The organism is Devosia sp. CN2-171, assembly GCF_049354815.1.
Taxonomy (GTDB): domain Bacteria; phylum Pseudomonadota; class Alphaproteobacteria; order Rhizobiales; family Devosiaceae; genus Devosia_A.
Genome location: NZ_CP186479.1, coordinates 3,590,792 through 3,602,819, shown reverse-complemented (window position 1 = coordinate 3,602,819; position 12,028 = coordinate 3,590,792). Strand labels below are relative to the sequence as shown.

At 64.4% G+C, this 12,028-nt stretch carries 11 protein-coding genes; 7 read left to right on the top strand and 4 right to left on the bottom strand.

What is annotated here, in order from left to right:
- The first annotated feature begins 52 nt into the window (after positions 1 to 52).
- The 7 genes from ACOYW5_RS17900 (at position 53) to ACOYW5_RS17870 (ending at position 8,388) form a co-directional block, all read left to right on the top strand.
- Complete coding sequence (locus tag ACOYW5_RS17900) at positions 53 to 973, top strand: ABC transporter permease (protein WP_423066247.1); 921 nt, start codon at positions 53 to 55, stop codon at positions 971 to 973.
- Positions 973 to 1,926: a carbohydrate ABC transporter permease gene (locus ACOYW5_RS17895; RefSeq protein ID WP_423066246.1), complete on the top strand. Its 954-nt coding sequence runs from the start codon at positions 973 to 975 to the stop codon at positions 1,924 to 1,926. The genes ACOYW5_RS17900 and ACOYW5_RS17895 overlap by 1 nt, the downstream gene beginning before the upstream one ends.
- Positions 1,927 to 2,044: 118 nt before the next feature.
- On the top strand, positions 2,045 to 3,592 hold the full coding sequence (locus tag ACOYW5_RS17890; protein WP_423066245.1) for a DUF3502 domain-containing protein: 1,548 nt from the start codon (positions 2,045 to 2,047) through the stop codon (positions 3,590 to 3,592).
- Positions 3,593 to 3,661: 69 nt separating this feature from the next.
- On the top strand, positions 3,662 to 4,315 hold the full coding sequence (locus ACOYW5_RS17885; protein ID WP_423066244.1) for a YesL family protein: 654 nt from the start codon (positions 3,662 to 3,664) through the stop codon (positions 4,313 to 4,315).
- Between the two features lie 7 nt (positions 4,316 to 4,322).
- Positions 4,323 to 6,704, top strand: coding sequence for a glycoside hydrolase family 2 TIM barrel-domain containing protein (locus ACOYW5_RS17880; protein WP_423066243.1), 2,382 nt, complete (start codon positions 4,323 to 4,325; stop codon positions 6,702 to 6,704).
- A complete protein-coding gene (locus tag ACOYW5_RS17875; RefSeq protein WP_423066242.1) occupies positions 6,705 to 7,490 on the top strand; it encodes an SDR family NAD(P)-dependent oxidoreductase in 786 nt (261 codons plus the stop codon).
- Positions 7,491 to 7,566: 76 nt separating this feature from the next.
- Complete coding sequence (locus tag ACOYW5_RS17870) at positions 7,567 to 8,388, top strand: NlpC/P60 family protein (RefSeq protein WP_423066241.1); 822 nt, start codon at positions 7,567 to 7,569, stop codon at positions 8,386 to 8,388.
- A 3-nt stretch (positions 8,389 to 8,391) separates the two neighbouring features.
- On the opposite strand, the gene ACOYW5_RS17865 is transcribed toward ACOYW5_RS17870, so the two are convergent.
- The 4 genes from ACOYW5_RS17865 to ACOYW5_RS17850 are packed head-to-tail and all read right to left on the bottom strand — an operon-like array spanning position 8,392 to position 11,971.
- Positions 8,392 to 9,300: an ABC transporter ATP-binding protein gene (locus tag ACOYW5_RS17865; protein WP_423066240.1), complete on the bottom strand. Its 909-nt coding sequence runs from the start codon at positions 9,298 to 9,300 to the stop codon at positions 8,392 to 8,394.
- Complete coding sequence (locus ACOYW5_RS17860) at positions 9,297 to 10,106, bottom strand: ABC transporter ATP-binding protein (protein WP_423066239.1); 810 nt, start codon at positions 10,104 to 10,106, stop codon at positions 9,297 to 9,299. Before ACOYW5_RS17860 ends, ACOYW5_RS17865 begins: the two co-directional genes overlap by 4 nt.
- Positions 10,103 to 10,984, bottom strand: coding sequence for an ABC transporter permease (locus tag ACOYW5_RS17855; RefSeq protein WP_423069493.1), 882 nt, complete (start codon positions 10,982 to 10,984; stop codon positions 10,103 to 10,105). The genes ACOYW5_RS17860 and ACOYW5_RS17855 overlap by 4 nt, the downstream gene beginning before the upstream one ends.
- Positions 10,985 to 10,993: 9 nt before the next feature.
- On the bottom strand, positions 10,994 to 11,971 hold the full coding sequence (locus ACOYW5_RS17850; RefSeq protein WP_423066238.1) for an ABC transporter permease: 978 nt from the start codon (positions 11,969 to 11,971) through the stop codon (positions 10,994 to 10,996).
- Positions 11,972 to 12,028 lie beyond the last annotated feature (57 nt).

Below are 12,028 nucleotides of genomic sequence, written 5' to 3'. Positions count from 1 at the left end.
GGACGCGCGGCTGACGGCAGAGAGGGGGAATATGTCGGGAACCGATACGCCCATGCGGCAAAAGTCTCTGCTTCGGCAGCTGGCGGACAGCAAGGTCCTCTTGCTCATGTGCGTCCCGGCGATCGTGTTCTTCATCGTCTTCAACTACATGCCGCTCCCCGGCGCGTGGATCGCCTTCACCAATTTCAACTACCGGGAAGGCATTTTCGGCAGCCCGTTCGTCGGCTTCAAGAACTTCGAGTTCCTGATCAAATCCGGCCAGCTCTGGATGCTGACCCGGAACACCATCCTCTACAATCTCGCCTTCATCGTGCTGGGCAACATCCTCCAGATCGCGATCGCGGTAATGCTCAACGAGATCCGGCTGGCCTGGTTCAAGAAGGTCAGCCAGGCCGCGATGTTCCTGCCATTCTTCATCTCGTCGGTGCTCGTCGGCGTCATCGCCTTCAACCTCCTGAACTACGACACGGGCGCCCTCAACGCGCTGATCAAATCGACCGGCGGCGATCCGATAAAGATCTATTCGACCGCCGGGGCCTGGCCGCTGATCATCATCATGGTGCACCTGTGGCAGTCGACCGGTTATGGCTCGATCGTCTATTTCGCGGCGATCATGGGCATCGACCGCAGCCTCTATGAGGCGGCGACGGTCGACGGCGCTTCGGCCTGGCAGCGCATCCGCTTCGTCACCCTGCCGAGCCTCAAGCCGACCTTCATCATCCTCGTGCTGTTCTCGCTGGGCGGCATCATGCACGGCAATTTCGGGCTGTTCTGGAACCTCGTCGGCAACAACGCCGCCCTGTTCCAGACCACCGACATCATCGAGACCTCGGTCTACCGGATGGTGCTGAGCCAGAACAACTTCACCACCTCCACCGCCGTCGGCCTCTACCAGTCGCTGTTCGGTTTCGCCCTCGTCATGACGGCGAACTGGATCGTGCGCAGGATCAACAAGGACTACGCGCTGTTCTGATGACCGACCGTATCGACACCATCATCGCAGAAGGCGGCGTCGGCTTCGGGCCGGCCAAGCCAAAGGCCATCAAGCTCGACGGCAGCGACTTCGTCATCCGTTCGATCTCCTATGTCACCATCACACTCTTCGCGCTGTTCTGCCTCCTGCCCTTCGTCCTGATGCTCTCAGCCTCGTTCTCGAGCGAGTCCGCCATCATGCGGAGCGGCTTCGGCATCTTGCCCAAGGACTTCACCTTCGCCGCCTACGAGTGGATCTTCCGGGCGCCGCGGCAGATCATCGGCTCCTATGTCGTCACCATCGTGATGACGGTTTTCGGCACCGCCATCGGCCTCTTCGTCATCGCCATGACCGGCTACGCGCTGAACCGGAAGGACTTTCCCTTCCGCAACCACATCTCGTTCTTCATCTACTTCACGACGCTGTTCTCGGCCGGGCTGGCGCCGACCTTCCTGTGGATCGCGCGCGACCTGGGGCTGCGCGGCAACTACATGGCGGTGTTCCTGCAACTCCTAATGACGCCGTGGCTCATCATCCTGATGAAGAGCTTCATGCGCACCGTGCCCTACGAGATCATCGAGAGCGGCAAGGTCGACGGCGCCGGCGATTTCCGCATCTTCGCCCAGCTCTGCCTGCCGATGATGAAGCCGGCGCTCGCGACCGTAGGGCTGTTCCTTGCGCTGGGGTACTGGAACGAGTGGTACCTCAGTTCGCTCTACCTGGGCAGCACGGTCGAGTTCAAACCGCTGCAGTACCACCTCTACAACGTGATCAACACGGCGAACGCGCTGCGCAACTCGGTTGCGGGTTCGAATGTCAGCGTCACCGACTTGCCCAGCAATACGCTGAAGATGGCGAGCGCGATCGTGGCCACCGGCCCGATCCTGCTGCTCTACCCCTTCGTCCAGAAATACTTCGTCTCCGGCATCAGCATCGGCGCGGTGAAGGGATGACGATCAGGTCTTGAGTTTCGCGACCGGCGCGGATGACCGGTCGCACCCTCGAAATGCTTCGAGTTGAGGGAATTCACCGCACAAAACGCAGCAACTGAATTCAGAGGAGGAGTCAGAAATGCACAGAAGAAGTATCGTTAGGGTTGGGGCGGCTCTGCTGGTGCTCGGCATCAGCATGCCGGCACTGACGGCGGGCGCGCTTGCCCAGGACGCGCCCACCGAGATCACCATGCTGACGATGGGCAACAAGCCCACCAACGGCCGCCTCGAGGCGATGCTCGAAAAGCTCAACCCGCTGCTGATCGAGAAGGCCAACGCCAAGCTCGACCTGTTCTACATCGAGTGGGCCGACTGGCAGACCCAGTACAATGTCCAGCTGCTGTCGGGCGACGACAATGTCGATCTCGTCGCTACCGCGACCGACTGGCTTTACGCCTGGGAGAACGCCGAAAAGGGCGCCTTCCTGCCGCTATCCCCGGAGATGCTGCAGGCCAACGCCCCCAAGACCTGGGCGCAAGTCGAAGCCGCTGGCCACTGGGACCTCACCAAGCTCCCCGACGGCCAGATCTACTTCGCCCCCGAGGACAACTACACCCAGTACACCAACCACGGCTTCTTCTACCGCGGCGACTGGGCCAAGGAGGCCGGGTTCGAGAACGGCGAGATCACCAAGTTCGAGGACTTCACCAAGTATTTCGAGTGGGTGAAGGCCAACAAGCCCGAAGCCTATCCGTGGGACATCGCGGGAGCCAACGAGGCGGCGCTCACCGGCTACATCCAGGGCCACACCGACTTCCAGACGCTGCAGGGCGTGAGCGCAGGCAACTACGCACCGTTCCACACCAAGGCGTCCGATCCCTACACCGTCACCTCCTGGTACATGGAGGGCGACGCGCTGATCGAAGCGGCCAAGGTCGCCAAACAGTGGAATGATATCGGGGTCTGGCGCGAGGACGCGCTGAACTTCGACGGCGAGCCGCGTGAGCTGTTCTACGCCGGACTCTCTGGCGCCGACCAGCACCACACGCAGACGTTCGTCAACGACATCGTCTACAACATGAACATCAAGCAGCCCGGCTCCGACCCCAAGTTCTTCTACTGGGGCAAGGAGAACGGCAACTTTTTCAAGGACATCTTCACGCACGGCGCCATGGCCGTGAGTGCCTACTCGAAGCACCCGGAGAAGGCGCTGCAGGTCTATGACCTGATCCGCAACGACAAAGAGCTCTACATGCTCTTCAACTACGGCATTGAGGGCGTCGACTACACGATCAATGCCGACGGCGTTCTGGAGCGCCCGGCCGGATGGGACTCCTCGACCATGTCGCTGGGTACCGACTACTGGTGGGGCCGCATGGACGAATTCGAGCCCAAATTGGCCACGCAGGCGCCCAATAAGGACGCCATCATCGCCGAGCTCGATGCGACGGCGAAGGACTACCCGTACTCGACGCTGCAGATCAACAAGTCGAACATCGACCCCACGCTCGCAGCCATGGCCGGCGTGCTGTCGGAGTACATCCCTCAGCTGCAATACGGCAAGTTTGAGGATCCCGCCGCGGCCATCGCCGAGATGCGCCAGAAGCTGAAGGACGTGGGCTACGAGGACGCACGCGCCTCGATCCAGGCGGACATGGACGCCTGGAAGGCCGCCCGCAACCTCTAGGCACCTAACCTGAAGCCGGGCGGGCATGCGCTGATGCGTGCCCGCCCGGCCTTCGCGGAGGATCGAGCAATGGCCACCCTGTTTTCGGCGGATTCCGCGCTGATGCGCGGCCTGGGCGTGCTCGCCGATGTGATGGTCCTCAACCTGCTGTTTGTCGTGACCTCGATCCCGCTGTTGACGCTCGGCGCGTCACTGACGGCGCTGAACTTCACCGCCATGCGGATCGCGACCGGTGAGTGCAATTCGGTGACAGGCGACTACTTCCGCTCGTTCCGCCGGAACTTCCGGCAGGCTACGGTGATCTGGCTGGTGCTGCTCGCGATGATCGCCGTGCTGGCCGCCTGGTATGTCGTCGTCACCAACCTCAACTACGGCGCCTTTGCCGAGCTGATGTTGCTCGCCGTCTGGTATGTGCTCGCCTTCAATTTCGCTGCGGCAGCGCTGTTCGTCTTCCCGTATCTCGCGAACTTCGAAGGCCGGACCCGCGACGTTCTCGGCAATGCCCGGCGGCTGTCGTGGAAGCATCCGTTCACGGCATTGGCCGCCCTCGCGCTGATCGGGCTCGCGGTCATCGTCACCGTCTTCTACCCGCAGTTCACCGGCTACGGCCTCATCTGGCTCTTCGTCGGCTTTGCCGGCATCGCCACCATCAACGGACGCCTGTTTGCGGGCGTCTTCGCCAAATACATCGCCGCCGCACCATCGGCATCCGACCAGAGATAGACGGCCAATGCACACTTACGAAATCAGCCGGTGGGCTTTCACCCTCACGGACACTCCGGATGCCTGGGCGAAAGGCTTCGACGACGCCTCGTGGCGGCCGGTGACGGTACCGCATGACTGGAGCATCGAGCAGGATTTTGCCGAGACCCATTCGAGCGGCACCGGCTATCTGCCCGGTGGCATCGGCTGGTATCGCGCGCACATGTCGCTGCGTGAAGTCGGCGACTTCCTCGGCAAGCACGCGCGGCTCAAGTTCCACGGCGTCTACAAGAACGCGCAGGTCTGGGTGAACGGCTACCATGTCGGCGGCCGGCCCTCAGGCTTTGCCGAGTTCTCGTTCGACCTCACCGAGATCCTCTCCTACGCCAATAGCGACGACCTCGTGATCAGCGTGCGGGTGGAACATTCCGATATCTCCGACAGCCGCTGGTACAACGGCACGGGTATCAACCGTCGCGTGACGATCGAGCTGCATGAACCGGTCCGCGTCGCCGAATACGGCACGGTGTTCGAGACCCTGGCAGCCGACGGGTCGGAGGCAACGGTCCGGGTCGCTCAGAGCTTGGTCAACGACACGGCCGAGGCGGTGACTGTGCAGGTGCGTCACGAGCTTCGCTCGCTGTCGACGGGCCGCACCCACACGTTCGACACCACGGCCGAACTTGCCGCCGGTGCATCCGCCGACACCGTCATCACCGCGACAGTGCCTCGGCCGGAGCTGTGGTCCGACACCAGTCCGAACCTCTATCGCCTCACGACCATCCTCACCTGGGGCGATGGCCAGCGCGCCGACTACGACGACATCGTGGGCATCCGCACCTTCCGCTTCGACGCCGAGCGCGGCTTCTTCATCAATGGCGAACCGCGCACCCTGAAGGGCGTGTGCCTCCACGAAGACGCCGGCCCGTTCGGCACTGCCGTCCCCACCGAGGTCTGGCTGCGACGCCTACTGAAGCTCAAGGAAATGGGCTGCAACGGCGTGCGCATGGCGCACAACCCGCACGCGCCCGAGCTCTATCGCCTTTGCGATGCGCTCGGCTTTTACGTGATCGACGAAGCCTTCGACGAGTGGGAGAACCCCAAGAACAAGTGGTGGCAGGGGCACAATGTCTACCCGCCGCGCCATCAGGGTTATGCGCGCGACTTCCACACCTGGGGCGAGCGCGACCTCGAGAACATGATCGACGCCCACCGCAACCACGCCTCGATCATCGCGTGGAGCATCGGCAACGAGATCGACTACCCGAACGACCCCTATGCCAGCGCCATGTTCGAGGCGATGACCGGCAACAACGACGCCAACAAATCCGCCAAACAGCGCGCCTACGACCCGAACCGGCCCGATGCACGGCGCCTGGCGACCATCTCGCGCCGCCTCGCCGGCATCGTGAAGCGGAAGGACCCGACGCGGCCGGTGACGGTGGGTGCCGCCTTCCCCGAGCTTTCCCGCTCCACCGGATTCCTCGAGCCGCTCGACCTCGTCGGCTACAACTACAAGGAACACCTCTACCCGGCCGACCACGAGAAATTCCCGGCCCAGCCGATTGTCGGCAGCGAGAACGGTCACGGCTATCGCGACTGGCGCGCGGTCACCGACAATGACTTCATCTCCGGCCAGTACCTCTGGACCGGCATCGATTATCTCGGCGAGACCTATCTCTGGCCCTGGCATGGCTCCCGCGCCGGACTGCTGACGGTCGCGGGCTTTGCCAAACACAGTTTCCACCTCCGCCGCAGCTGGTGGGCCGATGAGCCCGTCGCCTACATCGCCACGCGCAAGCGCGGCGACGAGGTGAAGAACCTCTGGTCGCACCCGATCTCGCGCGATTGGGACGCTATCGCCGGGGGCAAAGAGGAAGTGGTCTGCTTCTCCAACGGTGAACCGAGGCTGAGCAGTAGCGGCGCACAGATCGCGCTGACCTTCGACGAGGAGAACGGCTATTGGGTCGCTGGTGACGTTCCGCTCGATGCGCCGCTGGTGCTGGAGACGCTCCGAGACGGCAAGGCTGTTGCACGGGACGCATTCGGGCCGCGCGGCGATGCGGTGCGGATCGACACGGCGATCTGGCAGGCACCCACCGACGCGCAGGGCAAATACGACTCTGCAGGTCTCGCCAGCGATGGCGTTATCCAGGTCGAATGCTCCTTGCTCGACGCGCAAGGCGAGGTCGCCCGCAACGAACTGATCGTCTCGGCCGAGATGGAGGGCGGCACCCTGCTCTTCCTCGAAAACGGCGACCTGAGCGACAACACGCCTTACGCGGCGCGCTACCGCAGCACGTTCGAGGGACGCATCATCGTCTTCGTGCGCGCCGACGGTCCGGCAACGCTGCGCCTCAGCGCTCCGGGCCTGCCGGACGCAATGCTTTCTCTGAACCAGGTGGTCTGAATGCTGATCGATCTCTCGAACAAGGTCGCGATCGTCACCGGCGCCGGTCGCGGCATCGGCAACGAGATCGCAAAGACGCTGGCCGGCGAAGGCGCCATCGTCGTCGTCACCGATATTCGCCAGGAGCTGCTCGACGAGGTTGCTGCCGAGTGGCAGCGCAACGGCTGGACCGGTCTGCAGCTGCTCTGCGACGTACGCGACACCCATGACAACAAGGCAGTCGTCGAGACGGTGGAGGCGGCCTACGGTCGCATCGATATTCTCGTGAACAACGCTGGCGTGGCCGGCGGCGCCCGCGTCGAAGTGCTCTCCGAGGAAGCGTGGGACCTCAATCTGGACGTGAACCTCAAGGGCACCTTCCTGATGTGCCAGGCGGTGATCCCGGTGATGAAGCGCCAGCGCTCCGGCCGCATCCTCAATGCCTCGTCCTTCGCCGCCATCATCCCGGGCATCGGCGGTGCCGCGTACGCAGCCTCCAAATACGGCGTCGAGGGTTTTACCCGCGTGCTGGCGGGCGAGCTGGGCGCGCACGAGATCACGGTGAACTGCTATGCCCCCGGCATGATCCCCACCGGCATGAACCGCTTCGCCGAGCGTACCGATGCCGAAAAGACGCGGCTGCTCGATACGCTGACGCTGCGCCGCTGGGGCAGCCCGAAGGATGTAGCCAACCTCATCTGCTTCCTGTCGTCGGACTTCGCGTCCTACATCACCGGCACGATGATCGACGTCTCCGGCGGCAAATTCGCCACCCAGATGCCCTGGATGGTGCACCGCGAGCCCTGACCTGGGGCGGCCTGACAGCGTCCTGTAGGCAGGCTAGGCTGGCCGGACGCTGGTTGGCTCCCTGAGGAGATTCGCCTTGCTTGATAGTCGGTTGATCCTGGCGCGCGACGGGCTCGCGGCACGCTCGCTCGAGGGCGTCGTACCGGCCGAGCGCTATGTCGAGACGACGCTGCGCCAGGTCGTGGTGCCATCGGCATCGCTGCGCCGCGCGGCTTCGGCTGATGCCGAGCAGATGGACCAGTTGCTGTTTGGGGAGCTGTTCGAGGTGCTGGACAAAGCGGACGGCTGGGCCTTCGGGCAGGCGAGGCGCGACGGCTATGTCGGCTATGTCGAGGTTACGGCACTGGGTGTGCCGGGCGCGACCCCGACCCACACGGTTCGGGCGCTCCGCACCTACGGCTATAGCGGACCGAGCATCAAGACCGCGCCGGTTGGACTCTATTCGATGAATGCGCTGGTCAGCGTCGAAGCGCGCGAGGGACGCTTCGTGAGAACGGCGGGCGGCTGGTTCATCGAGGAACATCTGGCGCCGATAGATCAGCCGGCAGCGGACTTTGTCGCCGTGGCGGAGCGGTTCATCGGTACGCCATATTATTGGGGCGGGCGCGAGAGCCTGGGGCTCGACTGCTCCGGGCTGGTGCAGCAGGCGCTCTATGCCACCGGCCGAAGCTGCCCGCGCGACACCGATCAGCAGGCCGCCCTGGGTGAGCCGGTCGAAAAACTGCGGCGCGGCGACCTCGTCTTCTGGCGAGGCCACGTGGCGATCATGATCAACGACACCGACATCATCCACGCCAATGGCACGCGCATGGCGGTGACCATCGAGCCGCTGGCCGAGGCCATTGCCCGCACCAGCGCGAATGGTGGTGGCGAACCCACGGCTTACCGGCGGCTCTAGCCCTCACTCAGGCATCGGACGGATGAAGTGGTTCGGCGCGATCTCGCGCACCTCCGGCTGCTCGATGGCGGACTGCCGGCGGATCGCCTCGATGCGGTGAAGCTCGTCGTCGAACCGCGCCTCGCCGAAGCGGCGATCGGGATCGGGCACGGCGGAGAGAAGCAGGCGGGTATAGGGGTGCTGCGGGTTGGAGAGCACGCTCTCGGTCTCGCCCCATTCGACGATCTGCCCGGCATACATGACCATGATGTCCTCGGCCACGTAGCGCGCGGTGGCGATGTCGTGGGTGATGTAGAGCACCGCGAGGCGCAGCTGGCGCTTCATGTCGTTGAGCAGGTTCAGGATGCCGAGCCGCACCGAGACGTCGAGCATCGAGGTCGGCTCGTCGGCGATGATCACCTCGGGGTTCACCGCCAACGCTCGGGCGATGCTGATGCGCTGCCGCTGGCCGCCGCTGAGCTCGTGCGGGAACTTCGGCAGGATCAGCGCCGGATCGAGCTTCACCCGCGTCAGCACCTCGGCCATCGCCGCCGCCCGCTCGGCCCGCTTCAGCGCCGGCTGGTGCAGCCGCAGCGGGCGCTCGAGATGGTGGCGGACAGTGTGCACCGGATTGAGCGACGAGAACGGATCCTGAAAGACCATTTGCACTGCGCTGCGATAGGCTTTGAGGCCGAGCGAACCGCTCTCGACCGGTTCCCCGCGGAACAGCAGGCGCCCGGCGTCGGGGCGGTACTCGCGCATGATCAGCCGGGCGGCGGTGGTCTTGCCCGAACCGGATTCGCCAACCAGCGCTACGGTGCGGCCGGGATGGAGGGCGAACGACACGGCACGGGCGGCATGGACGGTACTGCCGGCGCGGTGGAATACCTTCGACACACTGTCGAGGGCGAGGATCGGGGCGGTGTCGGTCATGCCGCACCCATCCGTTCGCCGGTGAGGCGCGGGATCGAGGCCCAAAGCTTTCGCGTGTAGGCGTGCTGCGGCGCACGGTAGATCGCCTGTGCGTCGTTGACCTCGACCAGCTCGCCTTCGAGCATGATGCCGATGCGGTCGCTGACCTGCACCATCAGCGCGAGGTCGTGGGTGATGAACAGCACGGCAAAGCCCAGCTCCGCCCTGAGCTTGTGGATGCGCTCGAGGATCTCGCGCTGCACCACCACGTCAAGCGCGGTGGTCGGCTCGTCCATGATCAGCAGCTTTGGGTTGAGCGCGAGGCAGATGGCGATGACGACGCGCTGGCGCATGCCGCCCGACAACTGGTGCGGATAGGCCGAGAGCCGGTCGGCGGGGATATCGACGAGCGCCAGCAGTTCGGCGGCACGCGCCCGGGCGGCCGGGCGCCCGATGCCGGTGTGGGTCTTCAGCACGTCGTAGAACTGGCGCTCGATGGTCAGCACCGGGTTGAGCGAGTTCATCGCGCTCTGGAACACCATCGCCACCTCGCGCCAGCGCAGATCGCGCAATGCCGCGTCGTCGAGGGCAAGGACGTCGCGTCCGTTGAGCAGGATCTGGCTGCCGCTGCGGATGATGGCCGGCGGGCGATGGAGGCGCGGGATGGCGAAGGCGATGGTGCTCTTGCCGCAGCCGGATTCGCCGGCGAGCCCGAAGAACTCGCCGCGCCCGATATCGAAGCTGACGTTCTTGACCGCATGGAAGTCGCTCTTTGCGCCGACATAGTCGATCGAGAGATTGCGGATGGAGAGGACCGGATCGCTCACAGCTTGCCCTCGCCCCTTCTGATCAGCCCGGCCCAGCGCACCAGCATGCCGCCCGTGCGCAGCCGCGGGTTGGCGATCTCGTCAATGGCGAAGTTGATCAGCGCCAGCCCGAGACCGAGCGTCGCCAGCGCGAGGCATGGGGTGAGGATGTCCCACCAGGCGCCGACCGAGAGCGCCGAGGAGTTCTGCGCGTTGTAGAGCATGATGCCCCAGGAGACGGTGTTGGGATCACCCAGCCCGAGGAATTCGAGCGTCGCCTCGCTGATCACGGCGAAGATGACGCTGCCGATGAAGTTGATGCCGACGATCGAGATGAGGTTGGGAAAGATCTCGAACGCCATGATGCGCCAGCCCGGCTCGCCCAGCATCTCGGCCGATTTGACGAAGTCGCGCTGCCGGATCGACAGCGTCTCCGAACGCGTCACCCGCACGCCCCAGGCCCAGGAGGTGAACCCGAGGATGACCGCGATGACCAGCGGGCTCGCCTGTCCGATGAAGGCGGCGAGCACCAGCAGCAGCGGCAGGTTGGGGATGACGAGGATCATGTTGGTGAAAAAGCTGATCACCTCGTCGACGATCCCGCCCTTGTAGCCGGCGATGATGCCGAGCACGGTGCCGATCACCGTGATCAGCAGCCCCGCCCCGAAGCCGACGGCCAGCGAGACGCGGGCGCCGTAGAGCAGCCGGGTGAAGACGTCATAGCCGAGCCGGGTGGTGCCGAGCAGGTGCTCCGCCGATGGCGGTTGGTGCGGGCGGCCGACGCGCTTGGTCGGCAGGTACTCGGTGAGCAGTGGCGCAAAGACCGCCACGAGGATGACGATGGCGAGGATGGTGACGCCGATCACCGCCTTTCTGTTGCGCAACAGCTGGGAGAGCAGGGCCACCGGTCAGGCTCGCTTCAGCCGAGGATCGAGCAGCACGTAGCTCAGATCGACGAGGAAATTGGCGGCCAGCATGGCGGTCGTCATGATCAGCAGCTCACCCTGGATCACCGGGTAATCGCGGGCGAGGATGGCCTGGTAGAGCGTATTTCCCATGCCCGGATAGTTGAACACCACCTCGGTGACGAGCGAGCCGCCGAGGACGGCGCCGAGCGAGATGGCGAGTGCCGAGACGGTGGGCAGCAGCGCGTTGCGCGCCGCATACCGGAGCATGACGCCGCGGTCGCTGAGCCCCTTGGCGCGGCCCATGACAATGTAATCCTCACCGAGCAGGTTGATCATGTTGTTGCGCATGGTGACGGCGAAACCGCCAGTGAGGACGAGCACCATGGTCAGCATCGGCAGGGTGCCGTGGTAGAGGACGCTCGAGATGTAGGTCCAGCTCCAGGCCGCATCGAGCATGGGGTCGGCGGCATAGCCATTGGGGAACCAACCGAGCGTGTAGCCGAAGGCGAACAGCGTGATCAGCGAGACGACCACCGCCGGCACCGAGCTCGAAAAGATGGCGATGACCGAGACGATGGTGTCGAACAGGGTACCGCGTCGCCACGCCGCCATCACCCCGAGGAAGGTGCCGATGGCGAAGCTGACGAGTGTCGCGATGCCGACGAGGCCCACAGTCCAGATCAGGGCGCGTGCCAACAACTCAGTGACCGGCAGCGGGAAGAACCTGATGGAGCGGCCGAGATCGCCGGTGAAAACGCTCTTGAGATAGGCGAGGTACTGCTCGCCGATCGGCGCATCGATGAAGCCGAAGGTGAGCTTCAGCGCGTTGAGGTTCTCCATCGACAGGTCGGACCCGGCGCCGGAAAACATGATCTGGATCGGATCGCCCGGCATCAGGCGCGGCAGGAAGAAGTTGATCGTCGCCGCAGCGATGAAGGCCGCCAGATAGAACATAAGGCGCCGGAGCAGAAAGGCCATTGGATCGGTGTTTCCGCTTGGTGGGAGCGAGGGCGCGGTGCGCCCTCGCCAATGTCA